General features: G+C 60.8%; 21 protein-coding genes. 9 read left to right on the forward strand and 12 right to left on the reverse strand.

The features are described 5' to 3' along the window. The first annotated feature begins 9 nt into the window (after nucleotides 1-9). The 3 genes from KDL09_RS03075 to KDL09_RS03085 are packed head-to-tail and all read left to right on the forward strand — an operon-like array spanning nucleotide 10 to nucleotide 2,871. Nucleotides 10-843: a prephenate dehydratase domain-containing protein gene (locus KDL09_RS03075; RefSeq protein WP_294381189.1), complete on the forward strand. Its 834-nt coding sequence runs from the start codon at nucleotides 10-12 to the stop codon at nucleotides 841-843. An 8-nt stretch (nucleotides 844-851) separates the two neighbouring features. After that, the gene (locus tag KDL09_RS03080) at nucleotides 852-1,856 is read left to right on the forward strand and encodes a hypothetical protein (RefSeq protein WP_294381191.1); all 1,005 of its coding nucleotides are present in this window, start codon (nucleotides 852-854) and stop codon (nucleotides 1,854-1,856) included. A 43-nt stretch (nucleotides 1,857-1,899) separates the two neighbouring features. Beyond that, a complete protein-coding gene (locus KDL09_RS03085) occupies nucleotides 1,900-2,871 on the forward strand; it encodes a DUF1080 domain-containing protein (protein ID WP_294381193.1) in 972 nt (323 codons plus the stop codon). A gap of 52 nt (nucleotides 2,872-2,923) precedes the next feature. On the opposite strand, the gene KDL09_RS03090 is transcribed toward KDL09_RS03085, so the two are convergent. Further along, nucleotides 2,924-3,805, reverse strand: a complete 882-nt coding sequence (locus KDL09_RS03090; RefSeq protein WP_294381194.1) for an FHA domain-containing protein — start codon at nucleotides 3,803-3,805, stop codon at nucleotides 2,924-2,926. Nucleotides 3,806-4,234: 429 nt separating this feature from the next. Here KDL09_RS03090 and KDL09_RS03095 point away from each other — a divergent pair, with 429 nt between their 5' ends. Next, a complete protein-coding gene (locus KDL09_RS03095; RefSeq protein ID WP_294381196.1) occupies nucleotides 4,235-4,675 on the forward strand; it encodes a hypothetical protein in 441 nt (146 codons plus the stop codon). A gap of 18 nt (nucleotides 4,676-4,693) precedes the next feature. Here KDL09_RS03095 and KDL09_RS03100 read toward each other — a convergent pair whose 3' ends face one another. From KDL09_RS03100 to KDL09_RS03115, 4 genes are all read right to left on the reverse strand, one after another. Next, entirely contained in the window at nucleotides 4,694-5,434 is a 741-nt protein-coding gene (locus tag KDL09_RS03100; protein ID WP_294381198.1) for a VTT domain-containing protein, read from the reverse strand. After that, entirely contained in the window at nucleotides 5,431-6,597 is a 1,167-nt protein-coding gene (locus KDL09_RS03105; protein WP_294381200.1) for a PQQ-binding-like beta-propeller repeat protein, read from the reverse strand. Before KDL09_RS03105 ends, KDL09_RS03100 begins: the two co-directional genes overlap by 4 nt. 21 nt (nucleotides 6,598-6,618) lie before the next feature. Continuing rightward, a complete protein-coding gene (locus KDL09_RS03110) occupies nucleotides 6,619-7,728 on the reverse strand; it encodes a hypothetical protein (protein WP_294381202.1) in 1,110 nt (369 codons plus the stop codon). A 73-nt stretch (nucleotides 7,729-7,801) separates the two neighbouring features. Further along, nucleotides 7,802-9,082: a PQQ-binding-like beta-propeller repeat protein gene (locus KDL09_RS03115; RefSeq protein ID WP_294381204.1), complete on the reverse strand. Its 1,281-nt coding sequence runs from the start codon at nucleotides 9,080-9,082 to the stop codon at nucleotides 7,802-7,804. A 115-nt stretch (nucleotides 9,083-9,197) separates the two neighbouring features. Between KDL09_RS03115 and abc-f the strand changes: the two genes are divergently transcribed. Then, nucleotides 9,198-11,048, forward strand: a complete 1,851-nt coding sequence (abc-f, locus tag KDL09_RS03120; RefSeq protein WP_294381205.1) for a ribosomal protection-like ABC-F family protein — start codon at nucleotides 9,198-9,200, stop codon at nucleotides 11,046-11,048. Here abc-f and KDL09_RS03125 read toward each other — a convergent pair. Further along, on the reverse strand, nucleotides 11,045-11,941 hold the full coding sequence (locus KDL09_RS03125) for a TIM barrel protein (protein ID WP_294381207.1): 897 nt from the start codon (nucleotides 11,939-11,941) through the stop codon (nucleotides 11,045-11,047). The two genes, abc-f and KDL09_RS03125, sit on opposite strands and share 4 nt — an antisense overlap. A 111-nt stretch (nucleotides 11,942-12,052) precedes the next feature. Between KDL09_RS03125 and KDL09_RS03130 the strand changes: the two genes are divergently transcribed. After that, complete coding sequence (locus KDL09_RS03130) at nucleotides 12,053-13,195, forward strand: hypothetical protein (protein WP_294381209.1); 1,143 nt, start codon at nucleotides 12,053-12,055, stop codon at nucleotides 13,193-13,195. A 22-nt stretch (nucleotides 13,196-13,217) separates the two neighbouring features. On the opposite strand, the gene hisF is transcribed toward KDL09_RS03130, so the two are convergent. The 3 genes from hisF to KDL09_RS03145 form a co-directional block, all read right to left on the reverse strand. Further along, on the reverse strand, nucleotides 13,218-13,976 hold the full coding sequence (hisF, locus tag KDL09_RS03135; protein ID WP_294381211.1) for an imidazole glycerol phosphate synthase subunit HisF: 759 nt from the start codon (nucleotides 13,974-13,976) through the stop codon (nucleotides 13,218-13,220). A 97-nt stretch (nucleotides 13,977-14,073) separates the two neighbouring features. Next, nucleotides 14,074-15,012 carry a transaldolase gene (tal, locus tag KDL09_RS03140; protein ID WP_294381214.1) on the reverse strand — a complete coding sequence of 313 codons (939 nt, stop codon included), beginning with the start codon at nucleotides 15,010-15,012 and terminating at the stop codon, nucleotides 14,074-14,076. 138 nt (nucleotides 15,013-15,150) lie between these two features. Beyond that, the gene (locus KDL09_RS03145) at nucleotides 15,151-16,299 is read right to left on the reverse strand and encodes a lactonase family protein (protein WP_294381216.1); all 1,149 of its coding nucleotides are present in this window, start codon (nucleotides 16,297-16,299) and stop codon (nucleotides 15,151-15,153) included. 144 nt (nucleotides 16,300-16,443) lie between these two features. On the opposite strand from KDL09_RS03145, the gene KDL09_RS03150 reads away from it, so the two are divergent. The 3 genes from KDL09_RS03150 (at nucleotide 16,444) to KDL09_RS03160 (ending at nucleotide 18,256) form a co-directional block, all read left to right on the forward strand. Further along, a complete protein-coding gene (locus KDL09_RS03150; protein ID WP_294381219.1) occupies nucleotides 16,444-16,584 on the forward strand; it encodes a hypothetical protein in 141 nt (46 codons plus the stop codon). 72 nt (nucleotides 16,585-16,656) lie between these two features. Next, on the forward strand, nucleotides 16,657-17,769 hold the full coding sequence (locus tag KDL09_RS03155; protein ID WP_294381220.1) for a D-TA family PLP-dependent enzyme: 1,113 nt from the start codon (nucleotides 16,657-16,659) through the stop codon (nucleotides 17,767-17,769). 22 nt (nucleotides 17,770-17,791) lie between these two features. Then, on the forward strand, nucleotides 17,792-18,256 hold the full coding sequence (locus KDL09_RS03160) for an EVE domain-containing protein (protein WP_294381222.1): 465 nt from the start codon (nucleotides 17,792-17,794) through the stop codon (nucleotides 18,254-18,256). Nucleotides 18,257-18,316: 60 nt separating this feature from the next. Here the strand turns inward: KDL09_RS03160 and KDL09_RS03165 are convergent, their stop codons facing one another. From KDL09_RS03165 to KDL09_RS03175, 3 genes are all read right to left on the reverse strand, one after another. Further along, a complete protein-coding gene (locus KDL09_RS03165; protein WP_294381224.1) occupies nucleotides 18,317-18,904 on the reverse strand; it encodes a hypothetical protein in 588 nt (195 codons plus the stop codon). Nucleotides 18,905-18,932: 28 nt separating this feature from the next. Then, nucleotides 18,933-20,417 (reverse strand): sulfatase, encoded by a 1,485-nt coding sequence (locus KDL09_RS03170; RefSeq protein ID WP_294381226.1) that lies wholly within the window; start codon nucleotides 20,415-20,417, stop codon nucleotides 18,933-18,935. Between the two features lie 119 nt (nucleotides 20,418-20,536). After that, entirely contained in the window at nucleotides 20,537-22,069 is a 1,533-nt protein-coding gene (locus KDL09_RS03175; protein WP_294381228.1) for a sulfatase, read from the reverse strand. Between the last annotated feature and the right edge of the window lie 537 nt (nucleotides 22,070-22,606).

The raw sequence follows: 22,606 nt of genomic DNA on the forward strand, positions 1-22,606 counted from the left end.
GCACGGCCCATGAATCCGCCGACCACCATCGCCTGCCTCGGGCCTGAGGGGAGTTTCTCGCATCTGATCACGCAGATGCGCTTTCCCGGCGTGGCGGTCAGCCTGCGGGACAATGTGGGCGATGTGTTTGACTTCCTCGCGGCGAATCCCGACGCGCAGGGCATCGTGCCGATCGAGAATTCGTCCGGCGGCTTCATCATCGACACCGTGGATCGTCTCGTGGATGCACGGTGCGCGACGCACATCGTCGAGGAATTGACGCTGGATGTGAAACTGGCGCTGCTGGGCCGGGAAGGGGAGAAAATCGTTTCCATCCACTCGCACGCTATGCCGTTTTACCACGGCGATGAATGGCTGAAGACGCATTATCCCGACGTGAAGCGCGTCGTGGAACCGAGCACGGCCAAAGCGGCGGAAAAAGCCGCGATGACACCCGGTGCGGCGGCGATTGGTCCGCGCCAAAACGCAGAGCGGCATGCGTTGCAGATCCTGCATTTCCCCATCGCCGGCGAGGTGCCGAACATCACGCAGTTTTATCTCATCGGTCATGCGGCGAACACGCCGTCGCTCGAACACAACCGCACGGCGCTCATTGTCGAGCTGCCGGACCGTCCGGGCAGCCTGTGCCGCTTCCTGACGCCGTTGAGCGAGAACGAGATCAACATGAAGCGCCTCGAATCGCGCCCGATCCGAGGCCAGCCGAACAAGTATCGCTTCTACATCGAGATTGAAGGCTCCGAGGCCGATCCGCGCGTGCAGAAGGCGCTCGATCAAACCCGCGCCGACGGCGCGACGATCCGCAGTGTCGGCTCGTATTCGGCGGAGCGGAGATTTGAATCCTGAACCAACCTATGAAGAACATCATCACCTGCCTGCTGGCCTTGTCGGTCAGCCTCAATGCCGTCGAAACGATCTCGAAGCGTGCGAGCGAGATTGATCCGCGGGCGAAGGAGCATCCGGAGATCGATTTTGTATTCACGGACAAGAAGGGGAAGCCGCAGGACATGCAGAACGCGAGCGTGGACCTGCGCGTGAAGGCGCAAGGCAAGCTGGTGATCTGGTTGATGGGCCACAACGCGGCGTTGTTCGAGCGGCTGAACAGCTACGGCCTGCACGCGATCCAGGTGCATTACGCGAACAAGTGGTTCGGCATCATTCCGGCGGCGCGACGCGATGATGGCAGGACTTTGGGCGACATCCGCCTCGAAGCGGCGACGGGCGAGGATCACAGCGACCTCGTGAGCATTCCCCAGCCGGACGGGATGATGGAGCGCGCGTTTCAGTTCGTGAAATGGCTCGCGAAGGAGCATCCGGAAGGCAAGTGGAAGCAGTTTTTGAGCAAGGACGGCAAAGGACTGGACTGGGACAAGGTGATCGTGTCCGGTGCGTCGCATGGCGCGACGACCTCGGCGCGCTTTGCGAAGCATCAGAAGGTGGATCGCGTGGTGTGCTTCTGCGGGCCGCGTGACAACTACGAGAGCTGGCAATCGCTGCCCTCGGCGACGCCGGGGAACCGCATCTTCGGCTTCAGCCACGTGCTCGATGGCGGCTGGACAGGCGATCATTACTGCCGCTCGTGGGAGATGATGGGCCTGAACGATTTCGGACCGATCGTGAACGTGGACAAGAGCGCTCCGCCGTATGAAAACACGCGTCGGCTGATCACGGATGCCGATGTGAAGGGCGACGACAAACGTGCGCACGGCTCCGTGACGCCGGGCGGTTCCGCGGTGAAGGACAAGGACGGCAAATTCATCCACGAGGCCGTGTGGAAGTATCTTTTCAATCATCCCGTCGATCAAACCGGCACGCCGACAGCGCCTGATCCGGATTGTGTGAAGGATCAGAAGAAATAACCCCGTTTCACCCCGCCCCAATCTACCTCCAACCCGCCTGCTTATGTTCCTCTCGATTCGCTCCCTCTCCGTCGCCGCCGTGTTCAGCCTCGGCGCTGTTTTGAATGCTGCTGACAATCCCTTCATCGGCCGCTGGGCGCTGACGATTCCAGGCGGCGGCGCAGGCTGGCTCGGCGTTGAGGAGAAAGATGGCGCCCTGAGCTCCAGCGTCCTGTGGGGCGGCGGCAGCGTGGTGCCGACGACGAGCACGAAGGTCGATGGCGACACTTTGATCGTGATTCGCGAGCAGAAGAACAAGGAAGGCAAGGTCACGACGGAAACGATCACGGCGAAAGTCGAAGGTGACGCCTTGAAACTGACAACCGCGAAGAAGAATCCCGCTGGCAAGGCCATGGGCGAGCCCGCCGAGTTCACCGGCAAGCGCATTCCCGATGTGCCCCCGGCACCGGATCTCTCGAAGGTGAAGTATGGCGAGCCGATCCAGCTTCTGAACGGCAAGGATCTGACCGGCTGGAGCTTGATCAAATCCACCGACAACGGCTGGAGCGTGGTGGACGGCGTGCTGCAAAACCGCGTGTCGAAAGAGAAGGGCAAGCATTTCGGCAATCTGCGCACCGACGCGGAGTTCGAGGACTTCAACTTGAAGACCGAAGTGCGCACCCAAGAAGGCAGCAACAGCGGCATCTATCTGCGCGGCGTATACGAGGTGCAGATCATGGAGAGCTTTGGCAAACCGCTCGATTCGCATCACATGGGCGCGCTTTACAGCCGCATCACGCCGAGCGTGAACGCCGAGAAGCCGATCGGCGAGTGGCAGACGCTCGACATCACCTTGGTGGACCGCCACCTGACCGTGATCCTGAACGGCAAGACGATCATCGACAACCAGCCTGTGCTCGGCTGCACCGGCGGTGCGCTGACCAGCGACGAGTTCAAGCCCGGTCCGATCTTCCTGCAAGGCGACCACACCAACGTGGACTACCGCAACATGGTGCTGCGTCCGGTGGTGAAGTGAAGCGCGGCTGGGTGTTTGTTTGAGCGGGGCCAAATCCGGCCCCGCTTTTGTTTTACGCGCCGAGGCGTTCTTGAACGGTCTTGATGGCCTTCAGCCGGTTGTCCACGCCGAGCTTTTTGAAAATGTGTTCGTTGTGTCGGTTCGCGGTGTGCAGCGTGACATCGAGGATCTGGGCGATCTCGGCATTGCTCTTGCCCTCGCAGATCCAGTGCATTACCTCGGCCTCCCGTTCGGTCAGCCCGAGCATCCTCAGGCGATCCATGGAGACCTTGGCGGATTCCTCCCGCACCAGCAGGAAATAGCGGTCGTCCTTGCAGCGGGCCAGGGAGATGACGATGCGGCGGTTTTCGTGCTGTATCTCCAGGGCGGGAAAACTCTTTTCGGTCCTGTCAGCGAGCCGTTCCAGCCACTGGCGCACCGATGGGGGAAGGATGTAGTAAACGGCGCCGGGAGCACGCTCCAGCGCCTTGCCAAAGAACCAGTGGGCTGCCTTGTCACCTTCAAGAATCTCCCCTTTTTCCGAGGCGATGAGAAGTTCGCAAACCACAGCCTGGGGGGATGAATCATCCGGGGCGTGCACCGCGAACTGCGTGGTTTTGCCCACGATCGAACTGTGGTGGGGAGGGGACTGGTCGGAATTGTAGAAAGTCAGGCGCTGGTTGGCGATGCGGATCTCATCCCCGTCCCGCAGGCGACGGGCGCTGGTGAGACGCAGCCCGTTGACATTGACTCCATTACGGCTGCCCAGGTCGTTGATCCACCAGTCGTTGTTCAGCCTCATGAGCACGGCGTGGCGGCGGGAGGCCTGGACATTGTTGATCGGAATGTCGTTGTCCGAGCGCCGTCCGATGAAGCAAGGGCCTGCCAGCAGGTGCACACCTCCACTCCATTTCAGACAGGCTGGTTGATCCGTCAGACCGCAGTTCACTGGCATGGAGGCAATTTTGAGCAGGAGCGACGGATATGCAACGGGGCCGAAAAAAAGTTGGCCGTATTGGCAGGTCTGCCAATAGCGCGTTTTTCCATTTGGGTCCAGCGTCAGGGTCTCACCCTTCATTTGTGTCATGAAAACCGACGTATTGGACCCCTTCCAGGCACTGCCCGCGAGAGCGTGCGTTGCCTCAGGATGTGAATCCGCCAGACTTCCCAGTTCCCCTGCGGACGTTCCGAACGCCAGGCGTCCGTTTTGCATGCTTTGTGTTCATTGCCCCAAGTGCTTGGAGAGCCCTCATACGGTCACCTGCGAACTTTGCGCAGGGTGCCAGGCATGCTCGCTTCATGGACGGGGAGGGCAATAGGGGGAGTTTTTTGTCAGGACGCTGTGGCGGGGTTCGTTTAATCTACCGAACAACCAAACACCGCTATGAACACGATCCCTGAACCTCAACGAGGACAGGTGGCCTCGTTTCAGCAAGTTGCCACCGCCCACAACGCCGAAGCGCGTTTCGTCACCCGCAATCTTCACCGCGTCTGGCAGTTCCGCCGGATGCAGGCCACGTTTCTGAGGCCTTTCAGGAGAGCCATCCGTCCGCTGCTTGTCTGGCTGAGACAGGAGCACGTCTTCGTCAAAAGCGGCCAGCAAGGCGCCCCGCCCGTCGGCCTGAAACTCCGGCATTTTGGCTGGGAGACCATCGCGCTGTCCTCCGTCCTCGCCCCGCTTGCCTTCATCATGCTGCTGCCGTTGCTGATCCTCATTTTCCCGGTGGCCGTGCTGATTGGCCTGGCCGGTGTGGTGGCATCGTCACTGCAGACGGACGCCGAAGACCTGGAGCACCACTCCTTGACGTGGCACGCGATCCATTGAGCGGCTTTCCAGGCGGCTTCAGCCGTTCCGATGCTTTTTCATCACGCGATAGACCAGCCAGGCGGCGATGTTGATCACCGCCATCGCGGCCAGCAACTGCGTGAAGGTGGTCGCGAGGCTGCCTTTACCCAGACCGCTGCCCACGAGGCTGAACGCCACATTGAGCGGCAGGTAGCCCAGCGCGGTGCCCAGTAGGAAGCGGGTGTGCTTCACAGGCGTCATGCCCAGCAGTACGTTCAATACCAGACCGGGCACCATCAACTGGCGCACCCAGAACACCCGCAGGACGGAGGGCTTCTTCAGCAGTTTCTTTAGCCACGGCCATTTCTCCGCCCGCGATTCCGCCGCACGGCGGAAGCCGTGACGTGACAATACGAAGGCGCCATACGACCCAAGCGTGGACGCCACCAGCGAGAGCACCAAGCCCTCGCCAAAGCCAAAAACCAGTCCTGCGGCGGCGCACAGAGGAAGACGAGGCACACCGAGCATCACGCTGCCGGCGCAGGCCGCCATGAAGATCGCATGCGCGCCCCAGCCAAAATCATGCACCAGCGTTTTCCAGGTCTGCACGTTTGTGATCCAGGCCCTGAGCGGCGTGAAGTGCGCCAGTGCCATGAAGGCGGCCACCACCAGCACGGCCAGCAGCACCTGACGAGTCTCCTTGCCCAGGGCGCGCGAAGTCTCCTGCTCCACCTCGACGGCGGTCGAGGCATCAAGTTCTTCGGGCTCTGGCGCGAAATCGTCGGCGGGCTCCATCATTGCAGCTTCCACAGTTTCGCGTCGCTGCGCACATAAACGGCGCCGCCTGAAATCGCGGGTGTCGAGAGCACTGTCTCTTTGAGCTCGATCTCCTGAACGACTTTACCTTCGGGAGCTTCAGGATCGATCGCCTGGAAAATACCACGTTCGTTCACGACGTAGATGCGTTTGCCGGCGGCCACGGGCGATCCGCTGAACGGCCCCTTCATGCGCAGCTTCCAAAGCTCATCCCCATTCTTGAGGCTCGCCTTGATCAGCACGCCCGCGCCATTCACGACGTAGATGTAATCGCCCAGCACCAGCGGACTCGCCGTGCCCGGGTTCAGCTTCTCATTGCGCCAGAGCTGCGTCACGGAACCCTTCTCGGGCGCGAGTGCCGTGATGCCGTGGGATACCGCATACAGAGCGTCACCCGTCACCACACTCGAAGGGATTGTGCTCGCTCCGTCCTCGTAGTTCCACATCGTCTTCCCGGTTGCAGGCTCCACGCCGAGGATGCCCTTGCTTGACTGCAAAGCCACCGCGCCCTTCCAAAGCGTCGCGCTGGACCAGTTCGCCGCCTTCGGGCGTTCCAGCTTCCACTTATTGCATCCCGTGGCCACGTCGAGACCGGCTGCGAAGGACTCGCTGTCGTTCTCGCTCTGCACCACCAGGGTTCCATCGATCACCACCGGTGACTGCGACATGCCGAGGCTGTTGCTTGCGTTCGGATAATCAAAGGTCAGGCCGCGGAGCCACAGCAGATTGCCGTCGAGATCGAAAGCGAACAGGTCGTTGGAAGAAAACAACGCGAAGACGCGGTCACCATCACTGCACGGCGTGTTGGCGGCCACGCAGGTCTTGTTGTGCGACATCGTGCGACCCGTCGCACGCATCGCACGCTCCCAGCGCTTCGAACCATCCGAAGCGTTGAAGCAAAACACGTGCAGCGTCTCCTGGCCTGGTCCGCTGGAGCAGGTCACGAAGACTTTGTCACCGACGATGATCGGCGCCGAAAGCCCGCGACCTGGCAGATCTGCCGTCCACGCGATTTTGAGATCGTCCGCGGGTGCTTTTGCGTCAGTGGAAACCGCTGTGGCATTGGGGCCGCGGAATTGCAGCCAGTCTGCCTGCGCCATGCCAGCGCTGATCACGAGAAAGAGGCCAATCGAGAGAGTCTTCATAATCAATTCAGGTCGTTAAAATCACTTCGCCGCAAGGATCGCCGTTCCTGTCGCATCGCACACGCGAAGCTGGAACTCCCACTCCACGGTCCACTGCTCCGTTTGCTCGTTCTGGCAGCACTTCACAAGGATCGTGTTCTTTCCCTTCTTGAGCTGACACGGCAGCTTGTACTGATCGAGCTTCGCGCCGCGGTGATACTCGTCGCGGGCAAACAGCAGCTCGCCATTCAGCCACACCTTCCAGCCGTTCTTGCACCCGATACGGATCTCTGCCTGGCGATCTTCTTCGCTGAAGAAATCCGTCGCCGCATAGCCCACGACGCTCTTCTCCATGCCGAAGGGCTTGTTGAAGTCGATCTTGCCGTACTCATCCGCGCTCGTGAAATCGACCCACTCCACCTTCTTGCTCTTTCCTTCGTAAATGGCGTCAAAATGCAACTCCTTCTCCGGCGGATAAACTTTGTCGAAACCGCCGCGATCCGCGTTGCTGAACGGCGCGATCAGCTTCCAACTCATGAGAAAACCGAAGTGCTTAGGCAGATCCACCTTCTGGCCCAGATCGCGGAGCTTTTTCGTCAGCGTCTTGATCTGATCCTCATCGCGCGCCGCGACCAGCCCTTTGCCAAAGGCCACCATGGCCGCGTCCTTGTCCTTCTTGTCGAGCGCTGCGTCCCCGGCCGCAATCAGCTTGGCCACCGGATGCCGCCGCAGGTCCGAGCTCGGGTCCTCCAGCAAAGTCGGGGTCAATTCCTCCGCCAGCTTCTCATCCGCACGATGGATGAGATCAAATGCCACCACGCGAGGTCCCGAGCTATTCTTCGTGTCCTTCAAAAACGCCACCAGCGCCTCGACCGGCATCGTTTTGGCCTTCAGCGCTTCGTCGGCGATCACCCCCACCGCCGCCCGCAGCCAGTTTTCAGCCAGCGGATTCGCGCCGTTCATGCCTTTGAGCACCTCCGGCAGGTTCGAGGCATCCGCCTTCACGATCTCCTGCCACGCCTTGGCCGCGGTCTCATTGCCCTCGCCTTCTTTTTGGACACTTCGCAGCGCCTCGATGGGTTTCGACAATTCCCCCGCGGCATACAGCGGCAGGACGGCAACGGCGAACAGACAGACAAAAGTCGATTTCATAGGGTGAACAGCATGCTTTCACAAAGAACGCACCGCGCCAAGCGGCACTTTTGCGATGCGGAGCAAAGTCGCATCAACGAGCAGCGAGGTCGTAACAGAAAATCTGGTCCTGCGCACGGATCAGAAGCTTCTTTTCGTGAATGCTCGGATGAGGCCAGCTTGGGCCTTTGACCGCGGGCAACTTGAAGGTTCCCTGCAACTTGTACCCCGTGGGAGTGGCTTCGATGAGACCCATCGTGCCATCCTGCCAGCGGAAGTACAACTCGTTCTCCGCACTGATCACCGCCGCGCTCTCACGACCGGGACGTTCGCTTTGTTCCCACACGATCTTGCCTGTTTTCCATTCCAGGCAAACGGGGATGCCGTTGTTGTGACCGCTGCCGGCATAGATGTAGTCGCCGAGGCGCACCATGCCGCCGTGGTGATTTTGAAAAGTTCCCGCCTTGAGGAAATACTGCTCCTCCGCCACGACGCCATCGCCGTCTTTCCTGAGCTGAAGCAGGGCTGCGCCGGTGCCGTAGCCGGATGACGTGAACACGTAGTCGTCCCAAACGAGCGGCGTGGGGATGTTGGCGGTGCCATTGGCCACGGAATTGTAGGTCCACAGCGTTTTGCCATCGCTGGCACGCACGCTGACGAGGCCGCGGCCGACGAGTGTGATGTACTGCTTCACGCCTCCTCCGTTCGAGATCACCACGCCGGTGTATCCCGCGCCGTCCTTGCCACGCGTCCCCACATCGGCGGGCAGGGAAGATTTCCATTTCACTGCGCCGGTTTTTTTGTCCATCGCGGCCACGATGCTGTCATTGCCACCCGGCACACCAATCACGAGGTCGCCATCGACAAGCGGTGATTCACTGAACCCCCAGCTGCTCATGATCAGGCCACCGAGATCGGCGGTGTAACTCTTTCTCCAGAGCAATTCGCCGCTCGCTGCGTCACAGCAGGCCAGGATACCGTCCTTGCTGACCGAATACAGCCGTTCGCCATCGAACGTCGGTGCGCCGTTCGGCTGGTCACGTTTATCGCTGACCACGGTGCTCCACAGTTCCTTCTGCGTGGAGAGGTCAAAGGCCGTAAGCGACACACCTTCTTTGCGATTCCCCACCACAAATACTCGCCCATTCCCCACGGTGACCGATCCCATGCCGCCGCCCGCGCCTTTGATCTCCCACAGAAGCTTGGGGCCCTCTGCGGGCCATGACTTCAGCAAACCCGTCTCGGTCGAGATGCCGTCTCGGTTCGGCCCGCGAAACTGATGCCAGCCAAGCGACAGGCTGGCAGGGTCTGCTGAGAATGAAACGCTCGCTGAAAGCGAGCCGAACAGGGCGATGAGAAACCTCGAAGTGCGCATACGGAGAAGCCAAACGCCAGACACCGCCAGCTTTATCGCAATCTCCCGGCGACGGTGGATCGCCTGCACGCTCGACATGACGCGAATCGAGGGCACTATGCGCGCCCCTTTCCGCATGCTCTCCGTTTCCAATGTCAGCAAAACCTACGCCGGCCGAACCTTGTTCAGCCAGGTGTCGTTTCACATCAATCGCGGGGAGAAGATCGGCCTCATCGGCCCCAACGGCGCGGGCAAATCGACGCTTTTCTCGCTGCTGCTGCAGGATTCCACGCCTGACGACGGTCGTGTGATGATGGAGCGCGGCATCACCTTCGGCTTTCTGCCGCAGGAGAGCGCGCCGATCGATGACGTAACAGTGTTGGAACTAGCGACGGGCCACGTGGACGAGCATCATCGCTGGGAGGTGGAGCCGAAGGCCAAGCGCATTCTCAGCGGCCTCGCCTTTCGTGAATCGGACTTCGAACGCAACGCCCGCACGCTCAGCGGCGGCTGGGTGATGCGTGCGCACCTCGCCCGCCTGTTGGTGCAGGAGCCGGAAATGCTGCTGCTCGACGAGCCGACGAACCATCTCGACCTCGAATCGCTCATCTGGTTCCAGAATTACCTCCAGGGCTATCCGGGCGCGATCCTGATGATCTCGCATGACCGCGAATTCCTAAATGCGCTGTGCGACAGCATCCTCGAAATCGCGCACAGCAAGATCAACCGCTACACCGGCAACTACGACGACTACCTCCGCGAAAAAGCCGCGCGCATGGAGCAGATGCAGGGCGCCTACGACAACCAGCAGCGCGAGCTCGCCAAGATGCAGGCCTGGGTGGACAAGTTCAAAGCGAAGGCCAACTTCGCCTCCCGTGCGCAGGACAAGGCGAAGATGATCGACCGCATCGAGAAGATCGAAGCGCCCGTCGCCGACGCCAAAACGGTGAAGTTCCGTTTCCCGCAGCCGCCTCGCAGCGGCCAGCGCGTCATCCGGATGACAGGCGTCGACTTTGCCTACGGTCAGACGCCCGTTTACACCGGCCTCGACCTCGAGATCGAGCGCGGCCAGCGCACTGTGCTCGTCGGCCCGAACGGAGCGGGCAAATCAACGCTGCTCAAACTTCTCGCCGGTGCGCTCACGCAGCAGGCGGGGAATCGCGAACTCGGTCACAACGTCAAACTCGGCTACTTCGCCCAGTATCGCGGCGATGTGCTGAACATGCGCCACACCGTTTTGCAGTCCGCGATGGATCTGCCCAGCCGTCCCGGTGAAAACCTCTGCCGCACGCTGCTCGGATCGTTCCTGTTTCACGGCGACGATGTCTTCAAGCCCGTCGGAGTGCTCAGCGGTGGTGAAAAGTCACGACTCGTGCTCGTGCGCCTGCTTCTCGATCCGCCGAACTTCCTGCTCATGGACGAGCCGACGACGCACCTCGACATGGGCAGCATCGACGCGCTCATCAACGCGCTCGACCAATACGAAGGCACGCTCGTCTTCATCAGCCACGACGTTCACTTCATCCGTCAGATGGCAAAGCACGTCCTGCATGTGAGCGCCGGTGTCATCACGCCCTACGCGGGCGATTACCAATACTACCTCGACAAAACCAAGGCCGGCAGCGCCCGCGAAGCTCTCACAGCCACGCTTCACAACGCGCAACCCGTCGCCTACAACGCTCCCGCCGTCCGCGAGCCGCCCAAGTCGAAGGAACAAAAGCGCCTCGAAGCCGAAGCCCGCAACGCCCGCAGCAAAGCCAAAAAAGACGCCGAACAACGGCTCGCCAAAGTCGAGGCCGAACTCACCACGCTCGACAAACGCAAACACGAGATCGTCGAACTCCTCCAGGACGAAGCTACCTACGCCGACGCCGTGAAATTCCGCGACCTCAGCACCGAATTGGAAGCCGTGGAACCGAAAATCGCGAAGCTGACGACCGAGTGGGAGAAAGCGGCGGAGGAAGTGGAGAAGCTAAACGCTGCTTAGCTAACCGTGCAGATCTGCACGCCCTGTTTGAGCGAGGCGAGTTTGTCGGAGCGTTTGGGGATGAATTCCTGGCCAAGGTAGCCGGTGTAGCCGGTTTCTTGGATGGCCTTGATGATGGCGGGGTAAAAGAGCTCCTGCGTGTCGTCGATCTCGGCGCGGCCGGGGACGCCGCCGGTGTGGTAGTGGGCGAAGGATTCGTGGTCGCGGCGGATGGTGGCGATGACGTCGCCTTCCATGATCTGCATGTGATAGATGTCGTAGAGCAGCTTGAAGTGCGGTGAGGCGAGTTTCTTCACCAGCGCCACGCCCCAGGCGCTGTGGTCGCACATGTAGTCGGGGTGGTTCACCTTGCTGTTGAGCAGTTCCATCACGAGCGTGACGCCGAGCTTTTCGCAGAGCGGCAGCATGCGTTGAAGGCCTTTGGCGCAGTTTTCGAGGCCCTGCTCGTTGCTCATGCCGCCGCGGTTGCCACTGAAGCAGATGACTTGTTTGAATCCGGCCTCGGCGGACTCTTTCAACAGCGGCTCATAGGCCTGCACGAGCAGGTCGTGGTGTTCGACGCGGTTCCAGCCCTTCGGAATCGGGCCGATCTTCACGCCGCCGGGGCCTTCGATGGTGGGAAAGCTGACCATGGCGCAGTGCAGGCCGTGCTTCTTCATCGTCGCGAAGTCCTTCGGGTCGAGCAGTTCGATGGATTCGAGGCCGATCTCCTGCGCGGCGAGGCACATGTCCTCCAGCGGAATGTCCTTGTAGCACCATTTGCAAACCGAGTGGCGCACCTTGCCACCCGCGGCTTTTTCAGCGGCTTCGATCTGCGTTTGCAGCATCGCGGCGATGGCGCTCACACTGGCGAGGGTGCCGAACTGGCGGCGGGAGAGATTGGAAGGAGTCATGCGTTGAACCTACACAGAATGCGCGTTGGATTCCAAGCAGAGAATGAAACTGACGGCGTCCACGGGAACAATCCTGACAGATTCGCCGATGTTTGCGGTTATGGTTGGACGATGAAGTGGATGATTCTTTTTGCCGCCATAGCGGCCGTGGCGCATGCCGATGTCGAAGCGTGGAAGCACGCGGAGAAGCACGCGGTCGCGCCGGATCAGAGCCGGCATTCCATTCATGCCTACTTCAACACGTGCCCGGAAAGTCCCGATGGGAAGTTCGTTCTCTACTACACCTCCACCACGCCGGAGGGTGAGAAGGGTGATTTGCGAATTCTGGAACGAGCGACGGGAAAGGAGACGATCGTGGCGGAGAACATCGTCGCCGAGGACGCGCATCGCGCCGCCTGCCAGCAATGGGCCGGGAACGGCAAGTTCGTCGTTTATCACAATCTGCAGGATGGCCACTGGAGCGTGCGGGCGGTGGACATCGAGACGAAGAAGGAACGCGTGCTGGCGATGGATCGTCAGCTGGGATTCGGTTCGTCGAAAGGAAAGTGCGTGCCGGTGTATGGCTGCCACTGGAATCCCGGCCCGCATCGCGATCTCGAATTGATCGACGTAGCCACGGGTGAAATCACCACGCCGGTGACCGCAGCCCAAACCGTTGCCGAATACGGCGACTGGATCGAGAAGAAGCTCGGCTCGCGTGATCTGACGATTTTCTTTCCAGTGGTCAGTCCGGATGAGTCGAAGGTGTTCTTCAAGCCGTGCATTCCGGGCGGCGGATCAAGCTATCGCGGCATGTCGGTCAGCAAGCGCGACGGCAAGATCGTCTATGATCTCGCGAACAAGAAGTTCATCCGCCTGATCGAGTCCTGGGGCCATCCGTCGTGGTCGCCGGACTCCTGCGGCATCTTTGAGAAGTCGAACGTCCTGCAGGACATGGCGACCGGCAAACTGATGCCGCGATATGCGCCGTCGTGCTTCTCGGATCATCCGAATCTGTCACCCGAAGGCAGCGTGTTCGTGACGGATGCGAATGTGACGAAGCGCCCGTTCGGCAGGGAGGGCTACTGGGCCATCGGCATCGGTTCGACGACGAAGGACGAATTCGTCGTCGTCGATTTGTTCGACAATGCACACGGCGCGAAGACCTGGCGCAAAAACCACCCGCATCCCGCATTCAGCTCAGACGGCAAACGTGTTTACTACAACGTGAACAACGGTCCGTGGACACGATTGATGGTGGCCGAGATCAAGTGAGCGTTGCATCGCTCATGCTGACTCAAAGACGCACCGGCACGCCGTGATCGCCGAGGTACTTCTTCACGTCAGCGACTTTGTATTCGCCGAAGTGGAAAATGCTCGCAGCGAGGACCGCATCGGCTTTGCCATCGCGGAGGACATCGACCATGTGATCGATGTTTCCCGCGCCACCGCTGGCGATGACGGGAATGGTGACGGCTTCACTGACCGCACGCGTGAGAGCGATGTCGTAGCCGGCCTTAGTGCCGTCGGAGTCCATGCTGGTGAGGAGGATCTCTCCCGCACCACGTTTGCAGACTTCTGCAGCCCATTCGACGGCGTCGAGCTCGGTGGCGTTGCGGCCTCCGTGCGTGTACACCGTCCAGGAGCCGCGGTCGTTGCGTTTCGCGTCAATGGCGACGACGAGGCACTGGCAGCCGAAGGCGTTGGCGGCTTCGTCGATGACGTCCGGCGTTTTCACGGCGGCGGTGTTGATGCCGACCTTGTCAGCGCCGGCGAGTAGCATCTCACGCATGTCCGCCACGGTGCGGATGCCGCCACCGACGGTCAATGGCATGAAGCAGCTCGCGGCAGTACGCGCGACGACATCGACCATCGTCTTGCGCTCCTCATGACTCGCCGTGATGTCGAGGAAGACGAGTTCATCGGCTCCCTGCGCATTGTAAACCTGCGCGCACTCCACCGGATCACCTGCGTCGCGAAGCTGCAGGAACTTCGTGCCTTTGACGACACGACCTTCCTTCACGTCGAGACAGGGGATGATCCGTTTAGTGAGCATGTCGATGAGGATGGCCGAAAAAGAGAAAAGAAGGAAAAAATCAGAGGTGTCCCGACTGAGCTCTTTTCTTCTATTTTCTCCCTTTCGGCTAAGAAACTCAGCCGATCGCGGTCTTCACCATCGTTTCGAGCTTCACGATGTCCTTGGCGAAGTTGCGGATGCCTTCGGCGGTCTTGTCCACGGCCATGGGGTCTTCGTTGAAGAGCCAGCGGAAGGTTTTTTCGTCGCTGCCGATGCGCTCGATTTTGAGGGACTTCGCGTTGGCGGCATTGAGCTTCGGTGCGATGGCGTCTTCGCTCGCGGCGAGTTCGCCGAGCAGGCCGGGGCTGATGGTGAGCAGGTCGCAGCCGCAGAGTTCGGTGATTTCACCCTTGTTGCGGAAGCTGGCGCCCATGACCTCGGTCTTGTAGTCGAAGTGCTTGTAGTAGTTGTAGATCTGCGTCACGGAGAGCACGCCGGGATCTTCGGTCGGGGCATAATCTTTGCCCGTGTTCTTCTTGAACCAGTCCATGATGCGACCGACGAAGGGCGAGATAAGCTTGATGCCACCTTCGGCACAGGCGACGGCTTGGGCGAGGCTGAAGAGGAGCGTCAGGTTGCAGTTGATGCCTTCCTTCTGGAGGACTTCGGCGGCTTTGATGCCTTCCCACGTGGAGGCGATCTTGATCAGGATGCGCTCGCGGCTGATGCCGGCTTTTTCGTACATCGCGATGATGTGGCGGGCCTTTTCGATGTTGCCCTGCGTGTCGAAGGAAAGACGGGCGTCCACTTCGGTCGAAACGCGGCCGGGAACGATCTTGAGAATTTCGAGGCCGAAGGCGACCACCAGTTTGTCCATCACTGCGTCCACGCCGCCAGATTTGCCGTCCGTCACGGCCTGGTCGAAAATGGCCTTGTACTCGGGCTTCGAAGCCGCCTGGAGGATTAGGGAGGGGTTCGTCGTGGCGTCCTGCGGCTTGTAGGCCTTCATGGCTTCAAAATCGCCGGTGTCGGCGACCACCACGGTGTGCTGCTTCAGTTGATCGAGCTGGGTCATATTCTTGGGTTTTTGGGGGACGCGAGAATACGGGCAAAGGGGGGATGTGCAATGACGAATCCAGACAGACAAGATGCGCCCGTCCAAGTCGTGCAGACCACCCAAAATCCCTAGGGTGTCGCCGCTCTGTGATGCTTCTCAATCCAGCGCGAGGAAACGCACGCAGATGCTGCCGGGGACGTTCACCTTGGTGCCGGTGAAGGTGAGCTTGCCGCTGTCTTGATCGACTTTGAAGAGCGCCGCGGTGCCGCTGTTCTGATGGGCGGCGATGAGCCACTTGCCGGTCGGGTCGAGGCAGATGTTGCGCGGGATCTCGCCTTCGACGGGGACGTTTTGAATGAGGGTGAGCTTCCCGGTGGCGGGATCGCAGGCGAAGACGGCAATGGTGTCGTGCGTGCGATTGGAAACATAAACGACACGCCCATTCGGATGCGCGAGCGATTCGGCGGTGCTGAAGCCCTTCTTGTCGCGATCAGCCTCGGGTAGCGTCGAGACGGTTTCGATCTCGGTGAGCGCACCTTTTTCCGCGTCATACGCGAAGACGGTCTCGGTCATGGCCATTTCGTTGTTTACGAATACATATTTGCCGCTCGGATGAAACGCGAGGTGGCGCGGGCCACCACCGGCAGGCGTCTTGGCGAAGGGCGGATCATTCGGAGTCATCTTGCCCGTGGCGGGGTCGATCTTGTAGATGAGCACCTTGTCCAAACCGAGATCGCAGGCGAATGCGAAGCGGTTGTCCGGACTGAAGTTCACCGAATGCGCATGCGGCCCGGACTGGCGACGTGGATCGACGCTCGAACCTTCGTGCTGATAAAAACTAGCTGCCTCAGACACAGAGCCGTCGTCCTTGATCGCATACGAAGCTACGCTGCCGCTGCCGTAGTTCGCGATGGCGGCCAGTTTGCCGGTTTTGTCCACATTCACATGGCACGGACCGTTGCCGACAGCGCTTGCTTGATTGATCGGGGCAAGCTTGCCCGATTTGAGATCGATGCTGAAGGAACTGATGCCGCCGCCTTTTTTGCCGTCGGCCACGGTGATGTCACCAATCGCATAGAGATACTTTTTCGACGGATGGATCGCGAGGAAGCCCGGATTGCCGGCTTCGGCCGCGAGTTCGGGCTGCGTCAGTTCGCCGGAAGAAGAGTTGAAGCGCGCGACGTAAATGCCCTTGCTGCCGTTCTTGGCGTTGGTGTTCGTTCCAAAATAGACGAGGAAATTCTCCCCGGCGATGGCCGTGGTGGTGAGGGCGGCAAAGACGAAGGCGAGGGAGGAGCGGTTCATGGTGGCGGCGATGCTGAGGGGTGATGCGGAATTGGTCAAGCATCCTACGTGGTGGGGACCGCGAAATTACCGCTGCGTCGATTGTCTGCTTGCCCCTGGACCGTATGAAGACATCTTCGAAACGTCCCTAGCCCGAAAACTCCCATGAAAAAGATCCTGCTCCTTCTTGCCTCGGCCTCATTGCTCGCCGGATGCTCCGGATTCAAGCCTGTGCAGTTTGAGCATGACAGCGACAAGGAGCAACTCGACTACCGTGAAGGCGACTGGATCCCGAAGAACACCTGATCGTTCAGCGGCGGCTCAAAATCATCTGCACGGGCGCATTTGACCGCCCCGAGGTGCTCGCCACGATGCGGCATGCATCCCGCCTGGTTCCACGTCGAAAACGAATCCGAGATCCCGTCTCCCGCGCTGTTGTTTTATCGCAGCCGCATCGAGCACAACCTGCAGCTCATGCTCAAGATCGCCGGCGACGCGAATCGCCTGCGTCCGCATGTGAAGACGCACAAGTGCGCCGAGCTGATCGAACGGCAGGTCGCGCTCAGCATCACGAAGTTCAAGGCGTCCACCATCGCCGAATCCGAGATGTGCGCCGCCGCCGGTGCCTCGGATGTGCTGCTCGCCATGCCGCCTGTGGGCATCAATGCGCAGCGTCTGGCCGAGCTCGCCGTCAAGTTTCCGCAGACCAGTTTCTCCACCATTGCCGATGCCGAGGAGACGATCCGCTTCCTCGCGTCTGCCGCGCAGCAGCACAACGTCACGCTCGGCGTCTTTCTCGAACTCGACTGCGGCATGAGCCGCACCGGCATCGTGCCCGGTGATGAAGCGGCGATCTTGGCGCATGTCATTCACGACACGCCGCTGCTGCAGTTCCGCGGCCTGCACGCCTACGACGGTCACATTCACGACGAGAGCCTCGACGTGCGTCGCGAACGCTGCGATGCCGCGTTCGAGCCCGTGCATCAGTTCCGCTGCCGCCTGCAGGGCGAGGGGCTCATCGTGAAGGAACTCGTCGCCGGTGGTTCGCCGACGTTTGGCATTCACGCCGGGTATCCCGATCGCACGCTCAGCCCCGGCACCACGGTGTTGTGGGACTTTGGTTATGGCGACAAGTATCCCGTCGATCTGCCCTTCCAACCCGCTGCCGTTCTGCTCGCGCGTGTCATCAGCAAACCCGGTCACAACCGTCTCACAGTCGACCTCGGCCACAAGTCCGTTGCGCCGGAGAACCCGCATCCGCGTGTGCGCTTCGAAGAACTTCCGGACGCTGTCGCCGTGATGCAGAGCGAGGAGCATCTTGTTCTCGAAACCGAGCGTGCTCACGAATTCTCCATCGGTCAGGCCCTCCACGGTATTCCGCGTCATGTTTGTCCGACCGTCTCCATGCACGGCGAAGCCTGCGTCATCGAAGCCGGCAAGTTCACCCAACGCTGGCCGATCACGGCGCGGAACCGGCGGATCACAGTGTGAAGACGATTGAAGCAGCACTCTCATGAACCACTGGCTCCTCAAATCCGAACCTGATGTCTTTTCCTTCGAGCACCTGAAGGCGCGTCCGAAAAAGACGGAGCCGTGGAACGGGGTGCGGAATTATCAGGTGCGGAACATGATGCGGGATCAGATGGCGGTGGGCGATCTGGGGTTGTTTTACCACTCGAGCTGCGCGGTGCCGGGCATCGCGGGCGTGGTGAAAATCGTGAAGGAGGCTTATCCGGATCCGACGCAGTTTGATCCGTCTTCCGAATACTTCGACAAGGGCAGCAAGCGTGAGGAGCCGCGCTGGCTGATGGTGGATGTGAAGTGGGAGGCCGACTTCAAAACCTTCGTGACACTCGACATGCTGCGCGCCGATCCGAAACTGGCGGACCTGCTCATTCTGCGCCGCGGGAACCGCCTCTCGATCACGCCGGTGGAGGCGAAGCACTGGGATCGCATCTGCAAGCTGGGTGGGCTTTGATGTTAGGGACACGCTGCGTCGTGTCCCTTTTTGTCGGACGCGGCGCAGCGCGTCCCTGCCTTACTTCTCCACCACCACGTCCTTCACACTCACGGTGCCGAAGGCGAAGCCGACGCTGAGGTTGGTCTTGGCGCGGGCGAAGGAGGCGTGGTCGTAGGTTTTGGTGAAGTCGCCGACTTTCAGCGTGGCCTTGGAGCCGCGCAGTTCGACGCTGACGTTGGTCCATTCGCCGGGCTTGAGTTTGAGATCGGGCTCGGTGCCGGCGGCGATGGAGGTGTGATCGGCTTTGCCTTCGGGCGGGAAGGCGCGGATGGAAGCACCGGTTTTGCTGAAGACGATGCGGAAGATGTGGCCGTCGTCGCCATTGCTGGTGAAGACGACGCTCTTCGTGCTGGCATCGGGTTTGAAGGCGAAGCGGATGGCGGCGTCGGTGTAGGCGAGGTCGTAGAAGATGATGGGACCGTGATCCTTGAACTTCTTGTAGAGCTCGTCGTCCTGCGTGCAGGTGGCGATGTTGTCGGCGAATTTCCAGTCGCCGCGCGAGGCGCGACGCGTTTCGAGTTTGGGCGCGGAGAAGTCGTCTTTGAGCACCGGCGCATCAGCGGCGATGGCGGCGGTGGCGAGGAGGAGGAAGAGAGCGGTTTTCATGGTGAGAAGCGGGAGATGGAATTCGAACTCAGGGCAGCATTTTGGCGACACCGTCGAAGCCGGGACGGACTTTGCCATCGGCGTCGATGAGCGGAAGCGGATGCTCCACGCGGCCGAGCGGACGGACGCCAGGCGCGGTGGGGCCGTCGAGGCCGAGATCGTCTTTCATCGCCTCGGCTAGCGCTTTCAGCTTGGCGACCTGATCGGCGTTCGCGGCGGCGACGTTCGTGGCTTCGCCGATGTCGGAGTCGAGATTGTAGAGCTCGCCTTTGCCCAGCGAGAGTTTCCACGGACCGGAGCGCACTGCTTCGAGCTTGAAGCCGCGGTAGTAGTAGAAGGTGTCACGCGCCTTGAACGAACCGGCGTCGCCGAGGAGCAGGGGCGAGATGTCGATGCCGTCGATCTTGCGATCCGAGGGCGTTTTGCCGCCGCCGATCGTGGCGAAGGTGGGCAGCCAGTCCATGTGCGAGGTGATGGCGTCGGTCTGAGTTCCGGCGGCCACTTTGCCGGGCCACCATGCGATAGTGCAGACGCGGATGCCGCCTTCGAGCGTGCTGCCTTTGCTGCCACGCAGTGGGGCGTTGTTGGCGCCGTGGTTGATCGGGCCGCCGTTGTCGCTGGTGAAGATGACGAGCGTGTTCGAGTCGAGCTTGAGCTCGCGCACGGTGTCGAGGACCTGACCGACGGCCCAGTCCACCTCGCGCACCCAGTCGCCGAGCAGTCCCATGCCGGACTTGCCCATGTATTCCTTGCCCGGGTAAAGCGGGAAGTGGACGGCGTTGTGCGGCAGGTAGAGGAAGAACGGCTGCTTCTGATGCTCGCGGATGAACTTCACCGCACGCTCGGCGTAGAGCTTGGTGAAGGCGTGCTGGCCGTCGGCCTTGACGCGTTCGACGACGTTGCCGCCGTCGAGCATTGGCAGGGGCGGCTGCGTGTTGCCTTTGAGGCCGGTTTCAGGGTCGGCGTCGGCCTTGGCGTTTTTGCCGGCCTTGGCTTTGGCGTTTCCCTGCGGCACCGGCTGGCCGGGATTGCTCTTCGAGCCCTCGGAGGCGAGCCCCATGTCGTTGGAATAGGGAATGCCGAGGTAGCTGTCGAAACCCTGCGCGGTGGGCAGAAACTCCGGCTGGTCGCCGAGGTGCCATTTGCCGATCATGCCCGTGGCGTAGCCGGCGTCTTTGAGGACTTCCGCCACGGTGATTTCAGCCGGGTTCAAACCGACCGCCGAGGCAGGAAAGAGCACGTGAGGGATCGGCAGCACGCGCTTGGGGTAACAACCGGTCATCATCGACGAACGCGACGGACTGCACACCGGCGCGGCGTAGTGGCTGGTGAGCTTCATGCCCTCTTTCGCCATGCGGTCGAGATGCGGCGTGGCGTTCTTCGAGCCGAACGGACCGATGTCCGCGTAGCCGAGGTCGTCGATGTTGATGAGGATGATGTTCGGCGGAGCCGAAAATGACGAATGAGGAATGGCGAATGACGAAAAGAGGAGGAGGGCGAGGAGCGGTTTCATGAAATCGATTTGAGGAGAAGGTGCGACAGCCGGGTTTTGGAGTTGTGAGCCGTCTCGCTGACGGAGCGATTGGATCGAGGACGAGTAGGATTTGATTTCGCCCTCTGCTCTACGCTGCCTCACGGATCCACCAGCAGCGGCATGTACATCGTGTTGCCGGCGGGGATTTCGGGGATCTTGCCGTCGGGCGGGAAGGTGGGCTGGATGGCGGCGTGGAGTTGTTCGGCGAGTTTGGCCTGGGCGTCGGCGTGCTCGGGTTTGTCGGCGAGATTGGTGATCTCCTTGGGATCGTTTTGATGGTCGTAGAGCTCTTTGCCGGCCTTGCCCTCATCCCACTCGGTGTAGCGCCAGCGTTCGGTGCGCAGGGAGTAGCCGAAGATGCGCGGAGCGGGCGCGGCATCGGCTTTTTTTCCTTTACCCTTTCCTTTGCCACCCCCGCCGCCGCCACGCACGACCTCGCTGAGCACCCAGCCGCGGCCTTTCGCCGTCGCGGGATCTTTGAGGATGGGCGCGAGGCTCTGGCCCTGGAGATTGGCGGGGGCTTTGACGCTGCAAAGCTCTGCGAGCGTCGGGTAGAGGTCGATCAGGCCGACGGGCGCGGTGGAAACGGCGCCTTTCGCTGCGCCGGGACCGGCGATGATGAGCGGCACGCGGGCGCTCTCTTCGAAGATGCTCATCTTCTGCCACAGGCCGTGCTCGCCGAGGTGGTAGCCGTGGTCGCTGGTGAAGACGACGATGGTATTGTCGGTCAGGCCGAGGCGGTCGAGGGCGTCGAGCACCTTGCCGGCCTGGGCGTCCATGAAGCTGATGCTGGAAAAGTAGGCCTGCACGGCCTGGCGGCGGAGGTCGTCGGTGAGCTTCTCGTGTTCCTTCTTGTGCGAGGCGAGGGCCGGCGCGGGAACGTCTTTGATGTCTTCCTCAACTCCTTGAACGACAGGCATTTCGGCTTCGGGGTAGCCTTTGAACCACTTCTCCGGCGACACATACGGCGTATGCGGACGGAAGAAACCGAGGGCGAGGAAGAACGGGCGGTCCTTTTCCTTTGCGCAGCGTTCGAGCACCCATTCGGCATCGTGCGCCTGAAGGCCGTCGGTGTGCTGCTCGTCAGGCCGGGGGGAGGCATACCAGCTCAGCGTGCCGCCGAAAGAACCGGGGACGAGCGAGAAGATGTCAGGATGCTCGACAAGGCGGTCGCAGCCTGCCGGATTGAGTTCCATTTCCCACGAAGCGGGATCGTCATGGCCGTTGGTGCCGATCGAATTCGGCACACCGTAGTGGTAGAGCTTGCCGATGCGGGCGGCGAAGTAGCCGTCGCGCCGGAAAGCCTGCGGCAGGCTGACGTGATTCGGGATCGTCTGGCGGAAAAGCTGGGAGTTCGAGAGGATGCCGGTGCTGTTCGGGTAGAGGCCGGTGAGCATCGAGTTCCGGCTCGGACCGCAGAGCGGATACTGGCAGGCGGCGTTTTGAAAGCGGACACCCCGGGCGGCGAGCTTGTCGAGATTCGGCGTCTTGACGAGCGGATGGCCGTAGCAGCCGAGGGAGTTGTTCAAATCGTCCGCCATCATGAAGAGGATGTTCGGACGCATCGAGGCGGCGTTTAGCTGCGCAGCAACAATGACAATGGCGGCGGCGAAGAAGGTCGGGAGTCTCATGCGGCCGGGGAAAACGCTGTGAGAGGGGGCATCTTGCCTGAAGCGAAGAGTAGAGCGGTGCTTTCGTGCCAACTGGCGACGGGTGCGGAGATCCGTGTGGTTCTTTACGTGACGCGAAGAAGCGTATCAGGTTTACTTGAAGTCAGCACGCTTACCGCAGCTCTGGAAGGGGGAACCTATAGCGCGGTTGCGGCGCTCTTTACCAGCGGTGAGCTGGACGCTTACAAGACCACAACTCCGGTCAACCATGATTTCGTCAGCATCTCAGCCCCACAGCGGTGGCAGGGGAGAATTTGAATTCTCAAGTGAGGCTCATTTTAGGCTGAATCGGGCAACGGCGGGGAATTTGGCCGATTCAGCTGTGGCTTGAGAGTCAAACAGTTGAGGCTCAAGGAAGCGACTTGCCCCAATTGAACACGCAACCCATGAGTTTTGGTAAATTATGAGCCGCTCGGTTTGTGCGAGGGAGTTATTTTGGCAAAATTGATCGGGTAATTCAGTGATTAACCTAATATAACACAGCGTTTAAACTACCAT

It is taken from the genome of Prosthecobacter sp. (assembly GCF_020439865.1).
In the GTDB taxonomy this organism is placed as follows: domain Bacteria; phylum Verrucomicrobiota; class Verrucomicrobiia; order Verrucomicrobiales; family Verrucomicrobiaceae; genus Prosthecobacter.